Here is a 25207-nt window from a genome sequence, read left to right as displayed (position 1 = left end):
GGCCCGGTTAGGGTAAAAAAGACAAACTGTGTGTAAACCTGACAATCAACTTATTCAAATCAGACGTGTTTGCGAGCCCCAGCTTGGTCACGACCCGCATCTTATGGGCCTGAATCGTTTTATAGTTCAGGCTCACCAGCTCCGAAATTTCCCTGGCGGTATAACCATTAACCAGCAGGTTCAGGATCTGTTGTTCTCTTTCAGTTAATCTTTTCTGCGAACGATAAAGCCGGGGATTCCATTTCCCGGCAGCTAACGTGGCTAATTGACTGAAATCGCGCAACGGCGATTTTTCAGTCAATACAATTGCTTTCTCAACATATAATAATTCAACACATAATTTCGCCACCAAACTATCAGCAACAATCACGATGACATTATTATAAAATTTGAACCGGTTTTTATTCAAAAACTGTACAATCGCAGAACACGGTTGTTCGTTGTTAATGATATTAAAAACCATTGTCTGATGCTGACACATTGATGATTGCTGCAACACATCCTCAAACTGGAATGTTTTTATCGGTACATGTTTGCTTGCCAGATAGGCGGACATTCCGCTACCCACAAAATTATCACTGCCACACATCAACATCCTGTTCACCGTTCCTTATAAGCTTCTAATCTTGTTATTCATTAAAAATTTAATGATTATTTTCTCTACTTCAGCCTCTTCGCGATGGTTCTTAAAATCAAACCCGCACGATATCTGATAACAGGAGTACAGCTGATTATCCTCATCAAACTCGTTGATCATGACAACATCAATCACTTTCAAATCCAGCTGTAAACTGCCAAACGTATCAAAGTCCAGAGTGGCACTTTTAATCACCGCGTCTTTATAAAGAAAACGGGCATTCACATCTTTAACAATTAATGCGCAACCGCCCTGAGAGATATTTTTAATCTTGAGCGAGTAGTTTTCTCCGTTCTTGTAGCGACCAAAACAGAAAAAGTCGTACCCCTTCAAAAAAGAGAAACGCTGATTTTGTCGCTGCTGAGCAAAGAAAATCATATCCGGGATAGAGTAAGACAATCCTGCTTCTGCCCCTGCAACTGATGTCTCTTCGAGTCGGGCACTAAACTTCACAATTCCACTATCACTGTGCAGGATAAAGTATTGGACCTTTTCAGGGACGATGTCTCCCTGCCAGGAGATCACAAAACGTTCGAAATCCACCTTCTCCAGCTGCGTGATAACATTGCTGTTCTCACATAAGACTTCCAGTTTCGTCTTCTTTTGCAGCTCTTCGCGAAGGATTGCTATGATTTCAAACTTATTGTCCTTTGCTAATCCAAAACTCATTCTAAAACCCTTACTTCCATATTTAAGAGATGTCCCGGTTTGTGAGAACACACAAAACGCGAGATCAGCATCCACCCCTGGTGCTTAATTACCATAGTGGATTCCATGTCAAACTGTGCGTGAAAAATTAAGTTTTTAACTATCTTTAGCCTTCGATTGATACGTAAAAACATTTGATGCAGCTTAATTCTAGCTTAAGCCTTGCCTAAAACCATGTGAACTTGCGCATTATCTATAACAAAAAAGAATAATAAGGCATTTTAAATTCAGATTTGGAAATAAAAAATAGCAAGAATTGTTTAGAAAAAAAATAGAAAAAGAGCGGTGGTTACGGGCGGCCTCTATAAACCCGGCGTCGCACGTTATCACTGGCGGGATGGCAGATACTTACAGCACTTTATCATTAACGAATAATATAATCGTAACGATTTATTTTTACAAAAAAGAACAGTTTAAATTTTGGATATATTTTAAAAATATTTAACTTAAGGCATAAAAAAGCCAGCATCGTGCTGGCCCGGTAATTACCGAATAATTAACAGAGGCATATTTCGTACGTAAGTAAAACCAACATATAACCCCTTTAGAAAAGGGGTTATAACTATACCCAGCCGTTATTTTGCACAATGTCGGTGTAGCCACATCAGTTTATACGCTGCCGGAATGATAAATAACGAGAGTAATGGTGCGGTGATCATGCCGCCAATCATCGGCGCAGCAATTCGGCTCATGACTTCAGAGCCAGCACCTGTTCCCCACAAAATAGGGAGCAGACCCGCAATAATCACCGCCACGGTCATCGCCTTAGGACGTACACGAAGCACGGCCCCGTGGTACAACGCCTCATCCAGTTTATCCGCCGTAAAGGTTTGTGGGTTTTCCAGCGCAGGCTCAGCCTCAATGGCATGGCGCAGGTACATCAGCATTACCACGCCAAACTCGGCGGCAACGCCGGCCAGCGCGATGAACCCCGTCCCGGTCGCCACTGATAAATGGAACCCCATCCAGTAGAGAAACCAGATCCCCCCCACCAGCGCGAAGGGCACGCTGGTAATGATCAACAATGCTTCGCCAACGCGGCGGAATGCCAGATAAAGCAACACGAAGATGATCATCAACGTCATGGGGACCATCAGTTTCAGCTTATGACTGGCACGCTCAAGCAACTCAAACTGACCAGAAAACGCCACGCTGGTGCCGGGCTTTAACTGGACGTTTTCGGCAATCGCTTTTTTCAGGTCGTTCACCACTGAGACCATGTCGCGATCGCGGGCATCGATATAGATCCAACTGGTCGGTCGTGCGTTTTCGGTTTTCAGCATCGACGGTCCCGAAACGACTTTCACATCCGCCACATCGGCCAGCGTAATCTGTTGCTTCATCGGCGTCAGGATCGGCAAATGTCGCAATGTTTCCGGGCTGTCGCGGTAGCTTTGCGGATAGCGAAGATTGATCGGATAGCGTGCAATCCCTTCGACCGTTTCCCCCACCATCGCGCCCCCGACTGCGGAGGTGATAAACAACTGCACATCACCTACGGTCATGCCATACCGTGCGGCCTTTTCGCGGTTAATATCCACGCTGAGATAGCGACCGCCTTCCAGCCGCTCAGCCAGTGCGGAAGTCACTCCAGGCACGGTTCTGGCTACCTCTTCGATTTGCTCTGCCGTGGCATCGATATCCGACAGTACAGTACCGGAAACTTTGATACCGATAGGACTTTTGATCCCGGTCGAAAGCATATCTATACGGTTACGAATAGGCGGAACCCAAAGATTCGCCAGCCCCGGTAAGCGTACCGTTTTATCCAGCTCCTCGATGATTTTGTCCATCGTCATGCCCGGCCGCCATTGATCCTGCGGCTTCAGTTGGATCGTGGTTTCAACCATTTCCAGCGGGGCGGAATCCGTTGCCGTTTCAGCCTTGCCGGTTTTACCGAACACGCGCGCCACTTCCGGCACCGTCATGATCAGCTTGTCGGTTTTTTGCAGCATATCCGCCGCCTGCGCCGCAGAGATCCCCGGCAGGGTTGATGGCATATACAGCAGGTCGCCTTCGTTGATCTGCGGTAAGAACTCCCCGCCGACTTTATTTAGCGGCCAGAGAACCGTCAGGATCGACAGTGCCGCCACCAGAAGGGTGAGTTTCGGCCAGTGCAGCACCTTCAGCAGCAGAGGATGGTAAATTCGGATCAGAAAACGGTTGAGCGGATTACTGCTCTCAGCCGGGATTTTGCCACGGATCCAGAATCCCATCAGGATTGGGATCACCACGATTGCCAGCAACGCCGCGCCCGCCATGGCATAGGTTTTGGTAAAGGCCAGCGGACCAAACAGCCGCCCTTCCTGCCCCTCCAGCGTGAAAATAGGAATAAACGACAAGGTGATAATCAGCAAACTGATAAACAGTGCCGGGCCGACTTCCACGGAGGCATTGGTGATCACCTGCCAGCGCGTGGCGTTATCGAGTTTTTCTCCCGGATGCTGATGCTCCCACTCTTCCAGCCGTTTGTGCGCGTTTTCAATCATCACGATGGCGGCATCCACCATTGCTCCGACCGCAATGGCAATCCCGCCAAGCGACATGATATTGGCGTTCAGTCCCTGAAAATGCATCACGATAAAGGCAATACACAGCCCCAGCGGCAGAGAAATGATCGCCACCAGCGCTGAGCGGATGTGCCACAGGAACAGCGCACATACCAGCGCCACAACGATAAATTCTTCCAGCAGCTTATAGCTCAGGTTATCAATGGCGCGATCGATGAGTTGGCTACGATCGTAGGTTGTCACGACCTCAACCCCTTCCGGCAGGCTGCTTTTCAATGTTTCGAGTTTCGCCTTAACGGCCGAGATCACCTCACGCGCATTTTTACCGGAACGCAGAATCACCACGCCACCCGCCACTTCGCCTTCGCCATTCAGCTCAGCAATACCCCGGCGCATCTCCGGCCCAATCTGAACTCGCGCAACATCACGCAGATACACCGGAACACCGTCAGCCCCTGATTTCAGCACAATGTTGTTAAAGTCATCGAGGGTTTGCAGATACCCGCTGGCACGAACCATGTATTCCGCTTCCGCCATCTCCACGGACGAGCCGCCCGCTTCCTGGTTAGACGCATCCAGCGCAGATTTCACTTCAGCAAGGCTGATGCCATATTGTGTCAGCTTCATGGGATCGATAAGGACCTGATACTCTTTAACCACGCCCCCAACCGAGGCCACTTCCGCGACGTTAGGGATGGTTTTTAACTCATATTTTAAAAACCAGTCCTGCAGCGAGCGTAATTCAGCCAGATCGTGTTTCCCGCTGCGATCCACCAGGGCATATTCGAATATCCAGCCAACGCCAGTGGCGTCCGGTCCCATTTCCGCACTGACACCAGCCGGTAATTTCCCCTGCACCTGGTTGAGATATTCCAGTACGCGGGAGCGTGCCCAGTAAGGGTCGGTGCCATCCTCAAAAATGACATAGACGTAAGAGTCGCCAAACTGCGAAAAACCCCGCACCGTTTTCGCCCCCGGCACCGACAGCATGGTAGTGGTGAGTGGATACGTCACCTGGTTTTCAACAATTTGCGGCGCCTGACCGGGATAGCTGGTTTTGATGATCACCTGCACATCAGAGAGATCCGGCAAGGCATCGACAGGCGTGTTAATGATGGTCCACGTTCCCCAGATACTGACAAACAGCGCCCCCATCATCACCAGAAAACGGTTAGCGACAGAGCGGCGGATAATCCATTCAATCATTTGTCATATCCTCAGTGTGCGTGGGTCGCCTGGGCAGGCATAACCGGCATTGTGGCCGCATCTGCAGTGCCCTTTTTCTGAGCGCGCATACGGTCAAGCGCACCGGCGATATTCGCCTCGGAATCGATGAGGAACAGACCGCTGGAAACCACTTTTTCCCCTTCGGTCAGGCCGGAGCGGATCGCCGTTACCCCCTGAGATTCATGGAAAACAGCAACCTGCTTAGGCACAAAGCGCCCTTCGCTATCCACGGTTATCACCCGTTGCTCGCTGCCGGTATCAATCAGTGCTTTTGACGGGATCAGCAACATTGGCTCACTTTGCGTTTTCAACTTCAGATACGCATTCATTCCCGGTTTGAGCGCCTCATCGGAGTTATCAACCTGCAAGCGCAACTGGAGGGTTCGCGTTGTGGCATCGACGCTCGGCAAGAGGCTCCACTTGCTAATGGTGAAGGGCTTATCAGGCCACGCGGGAACGGTGATGGTAAACTGTGAGGCGTCTTTAATCAGCCAGGCGATGGATTCAGGAACGGATGCACTGACCCACACCGGGTCCATGCCCTGAATTTTCGCGACCACGTTATCTTTTGAAATGTTCATCCCTGTACGCAAATCAAATGCGGTAATCACCCCATCAATCGGCGCTCTCAGAATGAAGCGGGTCTGAATTTTACGCGTGGAGATTAAGCGCTGAATGTCTGCCTCTGGCATACCGGCCAGACGTAATCGTTCCAGAATACCCTCCACCTGAGTTGTGGTACCGCCCGTTTCACGCAACAACAAATATTCACTCTGCGCTTCAACCCAATCCGGGATTGTCAGTTCAATCAGCGGCGCGCCTTTTTTAATTTTGTCGCCCACGGTAAGCGGATAGACCTTCTCAATAAACCCAGCGGAGCGCGCCTGCACAATGACAAACTGGTATTCGTTATAACTGACATTTGCCGGGAAAGTTTGCGCATATTGTAGAGAACCACGGCGCACGGGTTCCGTTTTTAACCCCAGATTCTGAGTCTGAGTCGGATCGATGCGGACACCCGGCGCAGCATCGCCTGCGCTCTCTTCATCGGCATATTTCGGGATCAGATCCATATCCATAAACGGTGATTTACCCGGCTTGTCAAAGCGCGTATTGGGATACATTGGGTCATACCAGAACAGGACTTTTCGCGTTTCTTTTTGCGGCGCAGATGCCGTATCAGCGGCAACATTTGCTGATGAAAAATAGCTATAAATACCAACAGAAAGAACCCCGCCGGCAACCATACTGGCGAGAACAAGCGCGGTATTTTTAATTTTTAAAGACGCCATAGTGATTTCCATTGCGCGAGTGTCTCACCCGCGTTCCGGGGAACACGGGCAAGGATAAAAAGACGTTATTTACTGATGTGAATATCACGTAGCACGGAGAGATTTCCCTGCTGAACAAAAGTAAAAGCCACCTTATCGCCAGGCTTAATATCATCGGCGCGGGTATCAGCAACCTGCGTAAAACGCATGGTCATTGCGGGCCAGTTCACGGCCGGAATAGGATCGTGTTTGATGGTGATTTTTTTGCTTTCTGCATCAATCGATTCGATGACACCGATCGCACTGATGACTTGTTCCTGCTGGGCAGCGGGCGCCATATTCATCATGTCACCATGCTGGTGCTCATTGGCCTGGGCGTTCAACATGACCACAGAAAAAAGACCCAACAGCGCGGCTTTAGCAGTAATTTTCATACATCATTCTCCTGAGTAGTTATTCCGCCCAACCGCCGCCTAAAGCAGCAAACAGCTTAATTTCATTAACTTGTTGGGCGTAGTTAAGATCGAGCAGCGATTGCTGCGTTGCGAATAAAGAACGTTCCGCGTCCAGTACTTCGATATAGCTGACGGCGCCATTCTGATAGAGCGCTCTGGCGCGTTGCAGGGTGATTTGCAGCGAGGCCAGATAACGTTGCTGGGCGGTAATTTGGTCGGCAAGGCTTTGGCGCAACGCCAGGGCATCCGCCACCTCTTTGAAGGCATTTTGAATTTTTTGCTCGTAATTCACCACCGACTGCCGCTGGCGAATCTCTGCCAGATCGAGATTGGATTGATTACGTCCAGCGTTAAAAATCGGGATGTCTATTTTCGGGATAAAATTCCACATGCCGCTGGCCGCATTAAATAAACTGGAGAGGTCGCTACTGCTACCGGAGACAGAACTGGTCAGCGTAATGGACGGGAAAAATGCCGCACGCGCAGCGCCAATATTGGCATTCGCCGCCATTAACCCATGCTCAGCTTCCATAATATCCGGGCGTTGCAGGAGGATGTGCGATGAGAGCGCTGGCGGTAACTTCACCGGCTTTATATCGCCGTGGCTGCGCGCCTGATCGTCCGGTAATTTCCCGTAGGTCCCCAGCAACAGTTGTAATGCATTATTCGCCTGCGCCAGTTCGCCTTTACGTTTTGCGATATCGCTGCGTGTGCTTTCAATCACGCCCCGCGCCTGTTCCAGCGCCAGCACGTTGGTGCTACCGGTTAATAGCTGTTTCTCAACAAAAGCGTAAGAGCGCTGATAGTTTTGCAGCGTTTCTTGCGCAATTTGCAGTTGCGCATACGCCAGGCGCTGGTTGAAATAACTTTGCGATACATTGGAGATCAATAAAATATGCACAGCCCGCTGCGCTTCTTCGCTGGCAAAGAAGTTCTGCCGGTCAGCTTCACTCATATTTTTTAACCGGCCAAAGAAATCCAGATCGAAACTCAGATTGAGTCCGGCTTCAAATTCCCGGTTAGTGCTGGAATCGCCTTTTAATTTACCGCTGTATGTCCCGCTGGAGCCTGCATTCACCTGCGGGTAGCGGTCTGCATCCGTCACGCCATATTGCGCCCTCGCTTCCTGCACCTTAAGGGTCGCCATGCGCAAATCACGGTTATTCACTAACGCTTCACGAATCAGCGCCTTCACCTGTTCATCGACGAAAAAGGTGCGCCAGCCCGTGTCCTGATACCCCTGGGGGGCCGAAACCAACGCGTTCTGACTTAAGGAGAATTGTTGCGGCACAGGCAATGCCGGACGCTGATAGTCCGGCGCCAGTGAACATCCGGCCAACACAAAGATAGCGCTGAGGGTAAGGCGTTTAAATTTGCACATAGTTCTTCTCGTCCAAAGTGGACCGATAACCATTAAATAAGTGTGAATTTATCGTCTTGTACCTTACCCAACTGACTCTGTTTAACCGGTGACAGGAAAATGACAAAACTGTCATTTTCCCAATAACTCATTGCTATCCGATCCGGCTTCTCTAGAATTGAAAGCCCGCACAACCGGTGCGTGAAGGAGAATGTATGAAGATTTTGATCGTTGAAGATGAGAAAAAAACCGGTGAATACCTGACTAAAGGCCTGACAGAAGCAGGTTTTGTCGTGGATTTAGCGGATAACGGTCTGAACGGATATCACCTGGCCATGACAGGTGATTACGACCTGCTCATTCTCGACATCATGCTGCCGGACGTGAACGGTTGGGATATTGTGCGGATGTTGCGCACCGCCAACAAAGGCATGCCGATCCTTCTCCTCACGGCGTTAGGTACGATTGAACATCGGGTCAAAGGTCTGGAATTGGGCGCGGATGACTATCTGGTGAAACCTTTTGCCTTTGCTGAACTGCTGGCGCGCGTCAGAACGCTGTTACGACGAGGCGCGGCGGTGATTGTCGAAAGCCAGTTTCAGGTAGCGGATTTAATGGTCGATCTGGTCAGCAGAAAAGTCACCCGCAGCGGGGCGCGCATTACCCTCACCAGTAAAGAGTTTACGCTGCTTGAGTTTTTTCTGCGCCATCAGGGAGAAGTGCTGCCCCGTTCGCTGATCGCCTCCCAGGTCTGGGATATGAATTTTGACAGCGACACCAACGCCATTGACGTCGCCGTTAAGCGCCTGCGAGCCAAAATTGATAATGATTTTGAACCGAAGCTGATCCAGACCGTACGCGGCGTGGGATACATGCTAGAGGTACCGGATGACCATTAAACGCTTGCAACGCCCTTTCTCGCTGGCGACACGTCTGACTTTCTTTATCAGCCTGGCAACCATCGCCTCATTTTTCGCCTTCGCCTGGATAATGATCCACTCAGTGAAAGTCCATTTCGCTGAACAGGATATTAATGACTTAAGAGAGATCAGTACCACGCTGGAGCGTATTCTTAATCATCCCGACGAGCCTGAGTCCCGCCGACTGGAAACGTTAAAAAATGTGGTTGCCGGGTATTCCAACGTGATTATTTCCCTGGAAGACGCCAACCAAAAAGCCCTTTTCCATTCGCCTGGCGCGCCGGATCTGCGTCCGTTTATCGCCAGCGCAACGCCGGATAAAAACGCGCAGCGCAATAACGTCTTTTTATTATCCGGTCCAACGCTGAACACCGAGGGGCATGCTCACGGGCAGAAGCCGCCCTCAAGCTGGCGAATGATTCGTTTGCCAATCGGCCAACTCCCCGATGGCAAAGCGGCCTATACGTTGTATATGGCGTTATCGATAGATTTCCATCTGCACTATATTAACGACCTGAAAAATAAATTAATTATGTCGGCATCGTTGATCAGCATGATGATCATTTTTATCGTGCTGTTTGCCGTCTATAAAGGCCACGAACCCATTCGTAACGTCAGCCGCCGCATTCAAAACATTACCTCGAAAGATCTGGATGTGCGTCTGGATCCGCAGGCCGTACCGATTGAACTGGAGCAACTGGTTGAGTCGTTTAACCATATGATTGAGCGCATCGAAGATGTGTTTAAACGCCAGTCCAATTTCTCTGCGGATATCGCCCATGAGATCCGCACCCCGATCACCAACCTGGTGACACAAACGGAAATCGCGCTCAGCCTGCCCCGCAGCCAGAAAGAGCTGGAAGATGTGCTCTATTCGAACCTTGAAGAGTTTGGTCGCATGTCGAAAATGGTGAGCGATATGCTGTTCCTCGCGCAAGCGGACAACAATCAGCTGATCCCGGAAAAAACAGCGCTCAATCTGGCCGATGAAGTCAGCAAAGTGTTCGATTTCTTCGAAGCGTGGGCGGAAGAACGCGAGGTCAGTTTGCGCTTTGAAGGCCGCGCGTGCTGGGTCTCCGGCGATCCATTGATGTTACGCCGGGCGATGAGCAACCTGCTTTCCAACGCCATGCGTTACACCCCAAAAGGCGAGTCTGTGGTTGTGCGGGTGAAAGAGGCGGACGAACAGGTACAGATCGTCGTTGAGAATCCCGGTCCTCAGATAGCCGCAGAACATCTTCCCCGGCTCTTCGACCGTTTTTATCGGGTAGACCCATCACGACAGCGTAAAGGCGAAGGCAGCGGCATTGGCCTCGCCATTGTGAAATCCATTGTCACAGCCCATCAGGGGAAAGTCTCCGTCACATCTGACCCACGCGTAACCCGCTTTATTTTGACACTGCCAAAACATGCGATGTAATCCCTCCCAATGGCGCTGATGCGCCATTTTCTGATTACGTGGGTTTTCTTTTTATTATTCTCTGACACAACCGTCATAATCCTGTCACGTCGTTGAGCGTACCGGTTAATTATAATTTCTTCCGTAAACCCACATCGGAGAAATATGATGAACAAGTTGACGTCCTTTTTAGCTATTGCGTTTTTTATCTCTGCTGGCGTGAATGCTGCAGAAACAACCGAAACCCATCAACAAGCCGCCATGGTTCATGAAACGGTAAATAACAGCGGTGCATCTGCACATCAGCAAATCGCGCAGAAACATGAAATGTTGGCGCATCGCAATAACCCTGCCTCCATTATTGCCCCCTCTTTTTCACAAATGGATGAACATGAAAAAGCGATGGTCGTCCACCAGTCGATGAATAATGGCCATGCTTATGCGCATGAGTTAGAAGCGGAAAAACACCGCGAGCGTATCCCGGCCCAAGGATAATCGGCAACCGGTAGCGTACCAGGGACGCAGCAACTCTTTGTGAGACAATGCGCGCCCATCACTGATTAAGTCACTCTTGCAGGCTTGCCCACTCGCAAGCCTGTATTTTTTCTCTCTCCCCCTTATTAATGTCAATATTAATATTTCATTAAACAATCACAACAAAAAGTTAAATACATCCAGAACTATAATTCGTTTGTATAAAATACGTAAATCATCCGTTTACTATTTTGTCTATGTTATTAAAAACAACCACGATATAAATATAAATTAGGAATCCCCCTGGTATGCGTTATTGATATTTAATGGGAGACTGCCGTTGTCATAAACATGACATGAAGAAAGTTAGTATTCCTATAAATAAATTCAATGATGATAGTGAGTAACAGAATGAAAAAACGTCTGCTGGCCATCTTTGTCCTGGGTCTGACAACCGCCACAACGGCATGCGCAATTACCCCGGCAATGCAGAAGAAATATGAACGCTCAGGGTGTACACAGGCGAGTGAACTCAACGGCTGCGATGTGAATAAATCCTATGAGTGGAACCGTGATCATGGATTTATCGAGAGCGCTGACAGTCATCAAAACCGTCATCACCGTCATGGCGATGACCGCCAGAATGGCAGCCATCACGATCAGGCCGAAAGGAATGACGCGTTCACCGGGAACTACGTTGCAAAATTCGAGAACGGTCAGCGCAGCGTCGATATTCACATTGAAGATTCCGCTGTCTACGTAAACGGTAATGAGGTACGTGACGTCAATACCTATAACGATACGATGACCTTCCGCGTTGGCTACGCCACTTACACCCTTAAAGCGAATGGTCGCGGTAACTGGAATGATCCTGATTCCGGCAACGCTGGCAAAATTGTGCGTGAATAACGGATGACACCGCAATGAAAAAGCTGATATCTGCAATGGTCATCATGGCCAGCCTGGCAGGCTGTGCTGAACATCCGTATCTGTCTGCCGCCGCTGCGGGCGTCGGTGCGGCAGCGGTTGCCACAGCAATTGCTAACCACAAGAATCGCGAAAAAGAACACGACCGTGAAGAGCGCGAGCAGCGTGAACAGCGTGAAAACCAGCACGCGTGGCGGCATAACCACCATCATTCCGATGATGACAGTCGTTACTATCACCGCTGAGTGGCGATGTTGAGCCAACAAAAAAGAGCGCTGAAATTCAGCGCTCTTTATTTTCCATTCAATACCAATCGCTATATCTCTAAATACAGAATAAGAACATCGAAAGAACCCATTTTATTGAATGATTGTTCGCTGGAACTGATTCACATAACCTTGATCTGGTCACTTCTTAGGCAGCCTCTAAATTCGCTACACTCAAGCTAGGGGTAAACAAACAAGAGGTGGTGAATATGTATCGCTCAATTCTGGTGCCGATTGATATCTCTGAAGCCGATTTAACTCGCCATGTTATTCCGCAGGTTGAGGCGCATGCCAAAGCCGCCAAAGTCCATTTCTTAGCCGTGATACCTACCGTGCCGTTCTATGCCTCGCTGGGGCTGGCCTACTCCAACGAGTTTCCAGACAGGAGCGGCCTCCAGGCTAAGGCCACTGAAAAGCTGGAAGAGATTATTAAGCAATTCAATATCCCGGCAGGCAGGACGCAGTCGCATGTTGTGTACGGGCCGCCGAAAGATCAAATCCTGAAGGTGGCGGAAGCGGTAGACGCCGAACTCATTATTATTGCTTCGCATAAACCCGGTATTAGCACTTATCTACTGGGTTCAACGGCCTCCGCAGTGGTTCGCCATGCAAAATGCCCGGTACTTGTGGTGCGGTAATGTTGTGTACGGATACGGGAGCCAGGCGGCTCCCGTTGTTATCTGCTCGCTGTACACAAAGTAAGTTTCAACTCAGGATATTTCCTGCTCGACTAACGGGAAATACTCCTGCCGGCTCGTCGGGTGCGAGGTTGTGATCCGCTCTTTTGGTTTGCTATGCAGATCTGTCGCGACAGCGACCTGTTTCTCTGACACCAGCGTTTCGATAGGGACAGGTTTACCAATATAGTAACCCTGCAGCCAGCCCACCCCCATATCGATGAGCATCTTCTCAATTTCCTGGTTTTCAACAAACTCAGCCACAACGTCCATATTTTTGAGTTTTGCCACCTCGCAAAATGATCGCACGGCGCACCGGCTGAACTCATCCTCAAGAATGTTGCGAATAAAAGATCCGTCAATTTTCAGGATATCCGCTTCCAGCATGCGGAGTCGCGAGTAGCTGGAAGAGCCAGTACCAAAATCATCAATCGCCACTTTAGAGCCTGCTTTACGCAATGTTCTCAACACATCAATTACGTTGGCGTTATCAATGATGTCAGACTCAACAACTTCGAAAATAATCCGTTCAGGAGAGATGGCATATTTTTCAAACAAGGTGAACACGTTATCAAGGAAATCGGCTTTATTGAGCGAGTCCGGCGTCAGGTTAATCGAAAAATGGCTGTGTGGATTAGTATCACGCTGTGACTGCATAAAGCAAAATGTCTGCTCGATCACTGTGATATCAAGGGCTGGCAGTAACCCGGCTTCACGCGCCACCGGCAAGATAGTATCCGGGAACACTAACTTACCGTCCTTCGTTTTCATCCGAATAAGTATTTCGTGATAACGCGTAAGCCCCTCACTCGAAATAACAGGCTGAACAACCAGCATTGTTGATAAGATGGGCTGAGCCATCAGTACAAAAGATTGCCTGTCGATCGACTTTTGTAACACGTGACGAATAACAGCCTCACTCACAATGTTATCACCAGGCGGCAGTGGGTTAAGCAACAGTGGCCGCCCCTGCATTAAAGAAATATAACTTTGCGTATTAAGCAGCTTAATGGCTTGCGACAAATTTTTGATCAACGCTTTATCACTGGTGTAGGCCAGACCGCAGGATAACCCCAGTTTGTACTCCTTCCAGTTAAAACGAAAAGCATTCAGTAGCTTATAAAAACCCGGAATATCAGGCATCGCATCAAAACGTACGATCATTCCGTGCCCCGGGGTGTAATAAACCGCCCCTGCGCTCTTCATCTGTGTACTCACATACGCACTTAACGCATTAACAAATTCAAAGCGAAACTCGATACCGTGCACTTTCTCCAGCGTGTTTAATTCAGTACAACGGATGTAGCACAAGCATTCAACCGAATAGTCCCGCACATCCATTTTTAGCGCCTGGAAATTTAGCAATCCGGTATTCGGCTCAGAGCGAAAGAGTTGTCTGAGGCGCTGAAGGTAATTGCAGTTTCGGACAACAAGCACCCCCATGACGACGATAGTCAGAGAGAAAACAAACAGCATCGTAGAGGAGATGACCAGGCTGTGTAAGTAATGGCTATCACTACCCGCTAAAATATAATCATTGATGAAGTAGGATAACAACATCAGCATAATTGCCCATAGCGGAGAAATAAGGGCATGACCTATACGTACAGTCCCCCACAGCATGACGGGAAGAAGCCACAGCAAGGAATAATCCGTAAAAATTAGCATATCTTCTCGGGCAAAAATCAGACAGAACATAATGCCCGTTAACAACAGAAACCATATAACCTGAAAGCGTATCGGGGTGCCTGAGGTGATTAGTCTCTTCAGGTGTCTGAGGTACACGCGGCACCATTGTGGTTTGTGTACACTTCTCAAGATGAGATAGCAAAGTGGAATCCCTGTCAGACACGAGTTCATCAACCACTGAAGGTTAATTAATGTCTGCAGCGTAAACAATGAATCCGCAGAGGCGGTATCAGGCGAAAACCAGCGGTCGAGGAGAATAAACAGCAACGTGTTAAAACAAATAAGCCAACCAATGCGATGCCCTGTCAGTTTGCTACGACCAAAGCTGACAACGCTACGTTTGCCTGTTGCAAGATAATAAAGCGTCTGACTAATGCATGCAGCGGATAGCTGAGCCGCTAATGTGAAGACGGTGGACAAAGGATGAAAATAAAGTGAAGACATAAAATAGACGAACAAAATCGGTAGCGCTTTGCGTCTGTATAACACCAATAAAGCAGAGATAAGCGGTAGCGTAATATCATAAAAATGTAATACCGTTCCAGAAACAACTTCCTGCTTACTAAAATGGTAAGCAAATATTTGAAGCAGGAAAAAAGTAACAGCGACGCTAAAATAGCCCCCAAAAACATTACGATAACTTATGTTTTCTACTTTTTTTAATATCGCCATTTTACGCATTCCACTTTTTATTCATGATTAGAACGATCTATCAATACGGCATTATCATGCGCCAAAAAATGTGTATTTTTGGATAATTAACAGTGAGTATAAATACACATAATCCGATAACGTTTAACCTTGAAGGATCAATTTTCGTTATTTTTCATTTTCTGCTAGAGAGAAAAAAAACAATTGCGCACCTCCCGCCATGAATAACTGCACAGCAAAAAGACGAATCATTTTGGATTAGCATAACCGATCGATAAAAACGATCAATAAAATTATTCTAATAGATTTAATCAATAGTTCTCACAGATCGAAAACACAGGGAAAGATCGATGAAAACTATTGATATGCAATTTGTAAACAATACTATTTGATGAATTGTTAACACAAAACTGAAGTAAAAACTAACCCCGGGCATCCTTATGGTGATGTACATCGCCCTCTATTCACATCGTTCCTTCCCACAACCACTGAGAGGCACAAGCAAGCGGGCTAATTTTGCCCATCACCCCGCTTTACGCTGCGCAGCAACCGACAAAATAGAGAGATAGAGACAGCGTAACCGGCACCATAGCGTTAAACGAGAGCTGCACAGCAACTGAACACGGTGTTAAGAGATAAGTGTCTGAAGGTTTCCCGCAGAGGAGACAAGAGAAAGCTGGAACAAAAATACGTGACTGAGGCAGTCATGGTACGCCCTGTAGGATTCGAACCTACGACCTACGGCTTAGAAGGCCGTTGCTCTATCCAACTGAGCTAAGGGCGCATGGTGAAGTGATGACTTCATGCAGATGAAACGCGTGAATTATACGGTCAGCGCATGCTGAGTCAATGCCTTTTGTTCTGGTTGCTGACGAAGTGTACGAATGTTGTTTTTTTCTCGCTGTAGACAGGTATCCAGGAAATCGCCTGGTAAGAACTCAGGCACCATAAACCCAGGTTTAAGGTTAAATGTATTTAGAAAATTAATGATTTTGCTTAACATTCTCCTATCACTTCTCCTGAGGATTAGGATCTCTTCAATGTTAAGCATCGCCATTAAGGAAGAAAATAGTCACTTCGAACATGGGTTGAAAATCATTATCTCCCGTCTGGCGAATCAGTGGCATCAGGACATTTGCTTCTTACCCGTTGAAGATATCGATCGTGCAGACATCGCCTTTGTATCCCTGGACGAAGATTGGTTCAGCGCGGGGTGTTATCAGGTCCCTGTCCACACCCGCCGCCAGCACCGGGTTATCATTTGTAATGGATGCGATAAAGATAAGCTAATGTTTCGCCCCTGCCTGTACATGCTACCGTTGATTTATCGTGAAGATGATATTGATGAAATCACCAAAAAAATGGTGCTTATTTTGCAAAAACGCGCGCTCCGCAGCAGCGTTCCCGCAACGGTTTGTCATTACTGTACCACGCGTAATTTCTCTATTAGTGAGCGTCAGTTTTTAATGTTTCTCGCCAGCGGGCATACGCTAGCCGAAACGACTCACCTTCTCTCGCTCAGTGATGTTCAGGCGAGAACAATGCGCCGGAGCATAATGAAAAAACTGCATGTCAAAAACGAGCAGCAATTTTTGCGATACATCAGAGCAAACCTGAGCTTTCTGCAAAACTAGACGTTTCTTACTTGCACGTTTTTTATTGAGAAATATCTCATCGTTAATTAAGCATCGGCGTCTACTGTACCTGTTTCCATGCTGCCACAATAATTTGTATATATTATTTCCGAGGAAACAAATGGACACACTCGGTAATATTTTCTCTGTACCAGGGGGATATCGTGACACCGAGCCTGTTATTACGGAATGATAAAATTGTAGGTCCAGATACCGCCCCAACAAACGGCGATGAAAATGCCCTGCCATTCCCGCTTAAATTTGAGCCCATTGTCGAGTTATCTACCGACTATAGATACGGTGTAGAGGTTTTGGCGCATCTCCCTGCACATCTCAACAGTGAAAAATATTTCCACCAACTCTCGATACAGCAGCGAAGGAATCTGTTTTACCGGCAACTGGCCACCCTCAGATGCTACCGGCTGGATCACTATTACTCCCTGAATTTACCGATGAGGGCCTTTCTGGATTGGCCATTATTTCATTTGACCATGGTCACTTATCCGCCGGGGCTGATCATTGAAATACAGGACCCGGAGACTTTTTTTTCTCTCAGTATCGACCAACGCGCGACGGTTTTTAAGGCAATGCGTTGGGTTGAAAGCAGGGGTATTCCAGTCTGGTTAGATGATGTCAATGAAGCGCTGCTCATTGCGTTTATCAAGGCTAAATGGCATCTGTCAGGCGTTAAGCTGGATAAAAACGCCTTTTGGATATTGAGCAAAACGCCCGGCAAGCTCCGCCGACTGATTCAGATGTCACAGGCAGTCGCGGATCTGATGATTATTGAGGGTATTGAAACCGAAAAACATAAAGAGATTGCCCTGTGTGCCGGTGCCAATCTGGGTCAAGGATATTTATGGCCTGCAACTTACCCAGATAAAACGTAATAAAAACGGAAAGGAATAAGGAAAGGATGCGCAGGGAACGACATCGCCGTTTACGAAATATCCACAGTACCCATCACTATCATCACTGCACACCACAGGTATTTGACAGGATTGAATATCTGGCGCAAAAACTCAATTATTCTCTACCGGGGGATACAATATCTCAGGCAATTATCACAACGGATTACTATCTCGCCTATACATTGAATCGCTATTTATTTTCGGGGACGCGTACTTCTGTCTTCCAGACCATCGAATCAGCTCAAAACTGCCTGCATGACACGGGTTTTAGTCAGTTAGTCGTTGATATGGAAGGTATCGAACGCTCTTATTTCGATACACTCGAATGTCTGCGTCACCTCGCCAGGCAACGCCATGATATTCAGATCTTTTTATTGCTTCCCGATAGTGATGAACACCTGAAGAATTTTATCACGATGGCGGGGCCATTTTATATCCTGTCTCGCCGCCAGCAGCTATCGGACATGCGTCTCGCGTTATTATCCCAGGTACATAATCCTATTCAGTCGGCGCGTATAAAGCAGGTTGACTGGGAGATGGTTTCATTCTTATTACAAGGCCACTCTTTAAAGAAGATTGCCCATTTACAGAATCAACCTTATCACCGCATCATCTATCGCCTTAATCAACTGATTACGCATCTGGGATTGCCACATCGCCAAGGCTTTTTGCACCTCATACATCGTCTTAATGTTACCTACCCCTCATTTAATTTAACACCATAACTCCCTGTGATATAAGATTTTTTAGGAAATTACTTATTTCACAGTGAGAAACCACATGTTATTTTTACATAAATTTAATATTTACAACTATTCCTGGTATTATACTTTCCCGCTATACCTGCCTTAACCTTACGAATTCTGTGCATAATGAGATGAAATGCCGCTATCGCCTACTTAACAAAACCTAAACAATTAGCGTGTTATGTCGTTTTTAGTATTTATAAAAATTTTTCAATCTGCCATAATTCAAACAACAGTAAAATAATACTAACGACCGTTAACATACCTGGATCTTTTAGACGATCCTAACTGACATTAAGAACTGACGTGCCGTAAGTCTTTTCCGAACGAAAACAGCAGGTATAATCCCTACTGTTTTCTGATTAATTGTTAGTTTTTACTGGTGTGAAATGGATATTCCACAAACTCATTGTTCTGACGAAGAACGGCCGAATAAACAAGGATGAGATAATATTTATTCGGTTCTTCTCCAGAACAACGCCTGGCTATTTGAAAATACTAATAACGCCTGATGTTTTATCAAAAGCGCGAGATCCGCACACAGTTTGAGGCTTACAACAATGAAACCAGCATCCGTTATCATTATGGACGAACACCCTATTGTCAGAATGTCGATAGAAGTCTTGCTCGAAAAAAATAGTAATATCGAAGTGGTGTTGAAAACTGATGACAGCCGCGCTGCAATTGACCATCTGCGCACGTACCCTGTTGACCTTGTCATTCTGGACATTGAACTGCCTGGCTCCGATGGTTTTACGCTGCTCAAGAGAATAAAATCACTGCAGGAAAACACGCGGGTCCTTTTTCTCTCTTCAAAATCTGAATCGTTTTATGCCGGACGAGCTATCCGGGCTGGAGCAAATGGTTTTGTCAGTAAAAGAAAGGATCTAAATGATATCTATAATGCGGTAAAAATGATTTTATCAGGATATTCTTTTTTCCCTTCGGACACACTTAACTTTATTAATAACATCAATATACATAAGGGAGCGCTGAATGATATGCCACTCTCCAATCGTGAGGTAACGGTTCTTCGTTACCTTGCAAATGGCTTATCCAATAAAGAAATTGCTGAGCAACTGTTACTCAGTAATAAAACGATTAGCGCCCACAAAGCCAATATCTACTCCAAACTGGGCTTGCATACCATTGTCGAGCTTATCGATTATGCGAAAATGCATGAGTTAATGTAATTCCCCTCCCGACGAGATGTCGTTCGGGAGGGCATTCTCAGTCTACGTGCGCAATAGGGCGGGAACGTCTAATTGTAGTTAATCATAAATGTGGCATCGGCTTTGGCGAGGCCAGGCTGCACGCCCTCTGCTAGCGCAATATAGTTAGCAAAGAAGGTCAGCGTGGCATTGCCATTTTCATCGACGCCGACAGTCTGGCTGGCTTGATCGAGCGGCAATCGCGTACGGTCGCTGTCGCGCAGTTCAATGGCCACCTTTTGCGCCATCGCCGCATTATCCAGCGCCAGCAGCGATGTGCCCGCTGCCGGGGTACCGGAAAACGTGATTGACGCAGACCCTGGTGGGCAACCTTCCAGTTTCAGGGTGAAAGAGACCGGTTGGGTAATGTCGCCGGCGCTCTTCAACTGCTTTGTCGGCCACGTACCCAATTCAACAGTTTTATTGCTGTCACCGGCGATGGCGACGCAGGTAAAATCCACCACGTTGCCGTGCAACTCAATGTTGATCTCACCCAGCGAAGTATCCGCGCGCCCTAACGAACTGAATGACAGCGCAGATACGCTCACCAAAAGCGCGCATACGGATAGTGTTCCCTTTTTAGTCATAATCAACTCGCAGATAGCCACGGGCAGTAAAAGGCCCTTCCGTCGGTTTATTCCCCGTCACGCTGACCGGCCATGCCCGAATACTGACATTCGCGGCGGCGTTATCATCCAGGCGAAACGGGATCGTGCTGGACAGGTTATTCGGGGTCAGCGGGACACCACTGCTGTCGGCGACGATAAAACCTAAATCCGGGTTATTGGATACCATCGTTTGCCCGGACGCTTTTTCCGCTTCAACCCTCATCGATAAGTAGGCTTGAGCGGCGACGTTCGTACATTTGATCGCGACCGTTTTGGTTTGCGGGCTGATGCCTTCCGGCCGGTTACCCGCCCCGGCTTTGCTGAACAGCGAGGCGCCAATATCGCCAAAATCAAATTCGACGATTTGCCCCGCATTGACTTCACAGCTTTGTGGAACCTCAACCTTGCCGCTGTAGCTGATGGTGTAAACCGTTGTACTCAAGGCATCTCCGGTGCTGGTCGTGACATAGACCCTGAACATCGTCTGTCGGGGGATAGGCACCATGTTGATAAATGAACGTATCACTTTTAATTTGAACACCAGGTTTGAATCCTGGACGCCAAAAGGTTTCTGCTTTGACACATTCGAGTCCGTCCCCATACGAATATAATTGCGCGGAGGATAAAATAACCCGGCGTAGCTGTCGGTGATGCTCATGGCCCCCAGTAAATAGTCATTGAGCTTCAGATACTGAAAGCCGCCCTCCGTACTCTGCACGGGAAGATCCGTCACATAGCTTCGATAGGTGTAATCCACATTTGTCCCTGCCGGGCAGGTTGCATTTACCCCAATCCAGCCCGACTTTTCCGGCAACGTCACCACCTGTCCGGGCTTGTTATTACTGCTATTGAAGACATTCGACAGATCGTAAAAAACATCCGTCGGCGTACCGTTCGAATTGTGGCAGACCGTCGCCCATGCGGAATTTGCCAGGAGCAGTAAAGTCGTCCCCAGTAACCAACCTGTTTGTCGTTTCATCGTGTTACTCCTTTCCTGCCGATGGGCGTTCGCATGTCACATTCGTGAGGGTGACCGCCTGTTTCAGGCTCTCTTCTGGCAAGGCATAACGCGCCGTGCAGCGTGCGTTTGCGCCCTCTCCCCATTGAATCAACAGATCGCCTTTGAGCGGCAGTCCACTCAGGTAGATTTGCCCGTCTTCGCCCACCATGCTGGTTACGCCGCTGTGGGTTTCACGAACAACCGAGCCGAAGGGCACGGGTTTTCCGTCACGTGTCACCGTGATAAGCGCTCGCACGCCGATACGAGTATCAAACGCCGCGCGGACCAGTGCCCCCTGCGTCGGCACCACGCTGCTGACGTTATTTTCCACATCGGTATTGTTGTTCATTGAGTTGGTATCCAGCGCGACACGGTTGTAGCGATACACAGTGGCATACGGCATGATGGCGTATCCGCGCCAGTCAGTCTGAACCCCCGTCTGGTTTTCGATGTGCACACCCTGAGCGCCTGGGGCTTTGATCAGTACGTTGGTATCCCCCAGAGGTTGGCTGAGCGTAATACCATCGGCATGTCCCACTACGCCGCCGGAAAGTTGCCAGTTATAGTCATGCTGATCGCGGTCGTAGTTATATCCCACGCCCAAAGTGCCGTAGGCCGCCTGCCAGTTAGCGCTGGCATTCCCGCTATAGCCATTGCTGCTACTGTGGCCCTGATTCACGCTGTAGCTCAGATTTCGCCCGTCCAGTAACGTACCGCCGATACCGCTCTGCCAGCTGTTTTGTCCATTGCTGTTGCGGTTGGCGTTAAAGGTGGCGTAGGTGCGGTCGAGTGCATTGTCGCGAGAGTAGCGTCGTCCGGTCAGCAAGCTGAACGGCACCGACATATTGAATGCAAGAATGCGATCGGTATCGGGGATGCCGACGGATTCGCTCCACGACCAGGAGAGCGAATAGCTAATCCCCTGCCAACCGCTGGCATAACCTAACTGGTACCAGGTGTTGGTGTCTGACGTATTCCAGTAGGTTTGCTGGCTACCAGAGATATACAGCGACCCGTAATCGCCCAGATTCTGCGAAATGTTAATCTGAAAACGACCCTTTTTGTTGTAGCTCAAATTGTGATAGCTCTTCACATCAGGGACGTCGTGGCGATTACCTTCGCTGTCGTATTCATACTCATAGCCTTCCATACTGCGATAAGCCACATCGTCGAGGGTATAAAACCCACGCGTCGAGTAGCGATACCCTAACAACTGGAAGTTGGTTCCCACATTATTCAGCGATTTGGCGTACAGAAAACGCAGTGATTGCCCCTGATGCGTACTGTCATCCGCGAGTTGACTGCGCGCATGGGTTAAATCAACGGACACCGCCCCCCAGTCCCCCAGGTTTCGACCGGTTCCCAAAACGACCGCCCGGTAGCGTGATGCCAGTTGTGTGCCGCCGTAGGCGGTGAAGCCTTCGGGTAAACCTGCGATTAACGTACTCTGGAAAAAGAACGGAGAATCCTGTTGGCTGTTGCCGCTGCGAAAATCCCCGGCCACCAGGTCATATTTAAGGCGCCCTTCACGTTGTAACAGTGGCACCGTGGAGTACGGCACCGTATATCGCTGCTGGCTGCCATCTTTTTCATCAACCGTCACTTCCAGGTCACCGCTTGAGGACGTTGGGTTGAGATCGGTAATGGCAAAGGCACCCGGCGAGACATAACTCTGGTAAATGACATAGCCGTTCTGGCGGATGGTCAGCTTCGCCGCGGTACGCGCAATCCCACGTACGGTTGGCGCATAGCCCTGTAAGCTATCTGGATACATGCTGTCTGACGAGTAGAGCCGTGCCCCACGAAACCCGACGCTGTCAAAAACATCGTTCCCCGTGTTGCTGTCGCCCATGACCAGCTCGCCCTTCAGCGGGATAATGGCCCGTTGCAGCCACGTGCCAATATTGTTCCAGCTTTGCGAGTGGTAACCGTCGCCTTTGGAATAGCTCCACGCGCCATTGTTTCGCAACCGCCAGGGACCATAATTCAGGCCGCTCAGCATGCTTAAGAAATAGCTGTCAGTGTCGCTCCCGCGGCTGCCGGTAAAGCTGTAGTTAACAAGAGCCGCGGGGATCCCTTCATCCCACTCGTCCGGCGGAATATATCCACGCGCACTGTTGAGCATGGAGGCCTGCGGCAAACTGATATTTAAGCGCAGGGTGGAAAAATCAAAGGTAATTTCGCTGCCTGGGATCGCCGCAGGTAAATTAATACAGGTGTTGTTAGGGTCCTGACTGAGCGCGGGAAAAGCCGCAACATTGACGCCAAGACGCTTAACCCAGTCGAGGCCAAAGCACGGCATCAAGCCGCCGGATTTCTCACCTGTTTTCTCTGCGCTCGTCGCAAAACGGACATCCTGGGTGGCAACAAACTCGTCATTGCGCCAGATATCAACACGATAAACGCCCTCCGGCTGATGATTCCCTTTTTCAAAACGTGACAAATCCGCCACAGACGCCGTATCTGCAGATAAAAATGCCGGGTTAAAGTAACTTTCCCCGTAGCTTGAGGTAGCAAATAACGCTGCCAGCGTGGACAACGCCACCCCCGCCAGCGGTGGCGTAAACCCCGGTAACAGGCCAGGTAAATACGTTGTCTTATTCATCGTTTTCTCAACGCAAGCTGACCGTTTTAGCCGGAGTCACTGCGCCATAATCATTGACCGTCTGGAACGTCACGTTTCCCTGAACGCCAGCCGGTAACAGGATTTGTGTATCGTTCTTCGGCGCCACCATAACGTTATCCACCTTTGTGTTTCCCACAGAGAGGTTGACCAGCGTGACGTAATACGCTGACGGATTTGTGATTTTCAGGTGGTTACCGGAACGGGAAAACTGCAGCATGCCTGGCGCATCTTCTGATACCTGCGGGAGGTTATTCGGCCTGACAAAGAGTTTGATACGCGACAGGATCGCCAGTTGCAGCACGTTTTTCCCCTCAAGGCTGCTTTTATTGACTGACGGAATGGCTTTCACGTTCATCCAGAACAACGATTCACGGTCTTTAGGTAGCGGCTGACCGGCATAGATGATACGCAGTGTATTTTCACTTTTAGGTTCGCTGACAAACAACGGCGGCGTGACGACGAATGATTTTTCTTTAACGCCTGCGCTGTTCTCGATCCATGAATTCACCAGGTAACGCTCTTTGGTATCGCTATTGCTAATGGCCAGAGAGGTTTGTTTGGCTTCGGCTGGATAAATAACGCGGGTCGCGCCTAATGCAATTCCCCCGGCGGCTTGTGCGCCAGCGGCAGAAAATAAGGCCAGTAAAATAATAACGCCTGATTTTAGATAATTAAACATAGCGACAAATACCTTTAGTGTGATTATCGTTGGGAAATAAATCAGGGATACACCAACGTAAACCACACATCTGAACGAAGCGTTCCCGGCATAATATTTTCCGAGACAGCCCGGTAGCGAGCGGTGAAATGAAATGTCATTTCTTGTGTTAATATCGGGGCATAATGGCGCGGCATCGCATTCGGGATTATTTGTTTTTGTCCCTCATCAAATAATGCCAGACCGATCCCCGTGGCTGCAGAAGCATCACCGCTGGCAAGAAAAACCTGCGGATCTTCCACCGGCGTAACGCCTGAAAACGCAATCCCAACATGGTCATAAACATCGGCACTGCATGCGGTTAATCGCAGCGAAAACGGCACGCTGGTAGAGGCAAAACTTCCCGTTCCAGAAAAGGCATTGGTGCGGTATTGCCCCATTTGTACCCGTAAATCCTGGCTGTCGGTCGCAACCGTACAGGCACCGTTGACGAGCTGCCCACGTAAGTGAAGGAGGCCGCTTTCCAGTATCACCGTGTGCGCAAACGCAGGCATCACGCCCAGCATTCCTGCCAGCGCTACGCCTTTTCCAATCATCTGCCCCATCCCTCATCATCCCCGGATATTGCCTCATCCAATGAGG

General features: G+C 48.7%; 22 protein-coding genes and 1 tRNA gene. 10 read left to right on the top strand and 13 right to left on the bottom strand.

Features of this window, described 5'->3' with window-relative positions:
- Window positions 1-7: 7 nt before the first annotated feature.
- The 6 genes from N7268_RS11555 to N7268_RS11530 all read right to left on the bottom strand — a co-directional run bounded on the left by N7268_RS11555 (window position 8) and on the right by N7268_RS11530 (window position 8189).
- Window positions 8-589, bottom strand: coding sequence for a helix-turn-helix transcriptional regulator (locus N7268_RS11555; protein WP_313958394.1), 582 nt, complete (start codon window positions 587-589; stop codon window positions 8-10).
- A gap of 21 nt (window positions 590-610) precedes the next feature.
- Complete coding sequence (locus N7268_RS11550; RefSeq protein WP_260863022.1) at window positions 611-1306, bottom strand: flagellar brake protein; 696 nt, start codon at window positions 1304-1306, stop codon at window positions 611-613.
- Between the two features lie 614 nt (window positions 1307-1920).
- Window positions 1921-5061, bottom strand: a complete 3141-nt coding sequence (locus tag N7268_RS11545) for a CusA/CzcA family heavy metal efflux RND transporter (protein WP_260863020.1) — start codon at window positions 5059-5061, stop codon at window positions 1921-1923.
- An 11-nt stretch (window positions 5062-5072) separates the two neighbouring features.
- Window positions 5073-6374: an efflux RND transporter periplasmic adaptor subunit gene (locus N7268_RS11540; protein WP_260863018.1), complete on the bottom strand. Its 1302-nt coding sequence runs from the start codon at window positions 6372-6374 to the stop codon at window positions 5073-5075.
- A gap of 65 nt (window positions 6375-6439) precedes the next feature.
- Window positions 6440-6787: a cation efflux system protein CusF gene (cusF, locus tag N7268_RS11535; RefSeq protein ID WP_260863016.1), complete on the bottom strand. Its 348-nt coding sequence runs from the start codon at window positions 6785-6787 to the stop codon at window positions 6440-6442.
- A gap of 19 nt (window positions 6788-6806) precedes the next feature.
- Window positions 6807-8189, bottom strand: a complete 1383-nt coding sequence (locus N7268_RS11530) for an efflux transporter outer membrane subunit (RefSeq protein ID WP_260863014.1) — start codon at window positions 8187-8189, stop codon at window positions 6807-6809.
- Window positions 8190-8383: 194 nt separating this feature from the next.
- On the opposite strand from N7268_RS11530, the gene cusR reads away from it, so the two are divergent.
- The 6 genes from cusR (at window position 8384) to uspF (ending at window position 12792) form a co-directional block, all read left to right on the top strand.
- Entirely contained in the window at window positions 8384-9067 is a 684-nt protein-coding gene (cusR, locus tag N7268_RS11525; protein ID WP_198905022.1) for a copper/silver response regulator transcription factor, read from the top strand.
- A complete protein-coding gene (locus N7268_RS11520; protein WP_260863013.1) occupies window positions 9057-10508 on the top strand; it encodes a Cu(+)/Ag(+) sensor histidine kinase in 1452 nt (483 codons plus the stop codon). Before cusR ends, N7268_RS11520 begins: the two co-directional genes overlap by 11 nt.
- Before the next feature lie 147 nt (window positions 10509-10655).
- Window positions 10656-10982 (top strand): copper-binding protein, encoded by a 327-nt coding sequence (locus N7268_RS11515; RefSeq protein ID WP_260863012.1) that lies wholly within the window; start codon window positions 10656-10658, stop codon window positions 10980-10982.
- 390 nt (window positions 10983-11372) lie between these two features.
- Window positions 11373-11870 (top strand): hypothetical protein, encoded by a 498-nt coding sequence (locus N7268_RS11510; protein ID WP_260863011.1) that lies wholly within the window; start codon window positions 11373-11375, stop codon window positions 11868-11870.
- Between the two features lie 14 nt (window positions 11871-11884).
- Complete coding sequence (locus tag N7268_RS11505) at window positions 11885-12133, top strand: membrane lipoprotein lipid attachment site-containing protein (protein WP_260863010.1); 249 nt, start codon at window positions 11885-11887, stop codon at window positions 12131-12133.
- Between the two features lie 230 nt (window positions 12134-12363).
- Window positions 12364-12792, top strand: a complete 429-nt coding sequence (gene uspF, locus N7268_RS11500; protein WP_198905028.1) for a universal stress protein UspF — start codon at window positions 12364-12366, stop codon at window positions 12790-12792.
- 72 nt (window positions 12793-12864) lie between these two features.
- On the opposite strand, the gene N7268_RS11495 is transcribed toward uspF, so the two are convergent.
- Together N7268_RS11495 and N7268_RS11490 are read right to left on the bottom strand one after the other, a co-directional pair.
- Window positions 12865-15192 (bottom strand): EAL domain-containing protein, encoded by a 2328-nt coding sequence (locus tag N7268_RS11495; RefSeq protein WP_260863008.1) that lies wholly within the window; start codon window positions 15190-15192, stop codon window positions 12865-12867.
- 686 nt (window positions 15193-15878) lie between these two features.
- A tRNA-Arg gene (locus N7268_RS11490) sits at window positions 15879-15955 on the bottom strand.
- Between the two features lie 256 nt (window positions 15956-16211).
- Here N7268_RS11490 and fimW point away from each other — a divergent pair.
- The 4 genes from fimW (at window position 16212) to fimZ (ending at window position 19655) form a co-directional block, all read left to right on the top strand.
- On the top strand, window positions 16212-16805 hold the full coding sequence (gene fimW / locus N7268_RS11485; RefSeq protein WP_260863007.1) for a fimbria biosynthesis transcriptional regulator FimW: 594 nt from the start codon (window positions 16212-16214) through the stop codon (window positions 16803-16805).
- A gap of 164 nt (window positions 16806-16969) precedes the next feature.
- On the top strand, window positions 16970-17695 hold the full coding sequence (locus N7268_RS11480) for an EAL domain-containing protein (protein WP_260863006.1): 726 nt from the start codon (window positions 16970-16972) through the stop codon (window positions 17693-17695).
- A 26-nt stretch (window positions 17696-17721) separates the two neighbouring features.
- Window positions 17722-18441, top strand: a complete 720-nt coding sequence (locus N7268_RS11475) for a fimbriae Y protein (protein WP_260863005.1) — start codon at window positions 17722-17724, stop codon at window positions 18439-18441.
- 581 nt (window positions 18442-19022) lie between these two features.
- Window positions 19023-19655: a fimbria biosynthesis transcriptional regulator FimZ gene (gene fimZ, locus N7268_RS11470; protein ID WP_198905033.1), complete on the top strand. Its 633-nt coding sequence runs from the start codon at window positions 19023-19025 to the stop codon at window positions 19653-19655.
- A gap of 68 nt (window positions 19656-19723) precedes the next feature.
- Here fimZ and sfmF read toward each other — a convergent pair whose 3' ends face one another.
- The 5 genes from sfmF to fimI are packed head-to-tail and all read right to left on the bottom strand — an operon-like array spanning window position 19724 to window position 25161.
- Window positions 19724-20260: a fimbria assembly protein gene (gene sfmF, locus N7268_RS11465; protein WP_260863002.1), complete on the bottom strand. Its 537-nt coding sequence runs from the start codon at window positions 20258-20260 to the stop codon at window positions 19724-19726.
- Window positions 20253-21260 carry a type 1 fimbria D-mannose specific adhesin FimH gene (gene fimH, locus N7268_RS11460; protein ID WP_260863000.1) on the bottom strand — a complete coding sequence of 336 codons (1008 nt, stop codon included), beginning with the start codon at window positions 21258-21260 and terminating at the stop codon, window positions 20253-20255. Before fimH ends, sfmF begins: the two co-directional genes overlap by 8 nt.
- A gap of 4 nt (window positions 21261-21264) precedes the next feature.
- Window positions 21265-23886: a fimbrial biogenesis usher protein gene (locus N7268_RS11455; RefSeq protein ID WP_260862998.1), complete on the bottom strand. Its 2622-nt coding sequence runs from the start codon at window positions 23884-23886 to the stop codon at window positions 21265-21267.
- Between the two features lie 7 nt (window positions 23887-23893).
- Window positions 23894-24586, bottom strand: coding sequence for a type 1 fimbria chaperone FimC (gene fimC / locus N7268_RS11450; RefSeq protein WP_260862997.1), 693 nt, complete (start codon window positions 24584-24586; stop codon window positions 23894-23896).
- Window positions 24587-24627: 41 nt separating this feature from the next.
- A complete protein-coding gene (gene fimI, locus N7268_RS11445) occupies window positions 24628-25161 on the bottom strand; it encodes a type 1 fimbrial protein subunit FimI (protein ID WP_198905038.1) in 534 nt (177 codons plus the stop codon).
- Window positions 25162-25207: the final 46 nt, after the last annotated feature.

Origin of the sequence: Citrobacter sp. Marseille-Q6884 (assembly GCF_945906775.1) — a bacterium.
GTDB lineage: Bacteria > Pseudomonadota > Gammaproteobacteria > Enterobacterales > Enterobacteriaceae > Citrobacter.
Note: the sequence above shows the minus strand (reverse complement) of the source record. Positions and strands in the feature narration are given on the sequence as shown.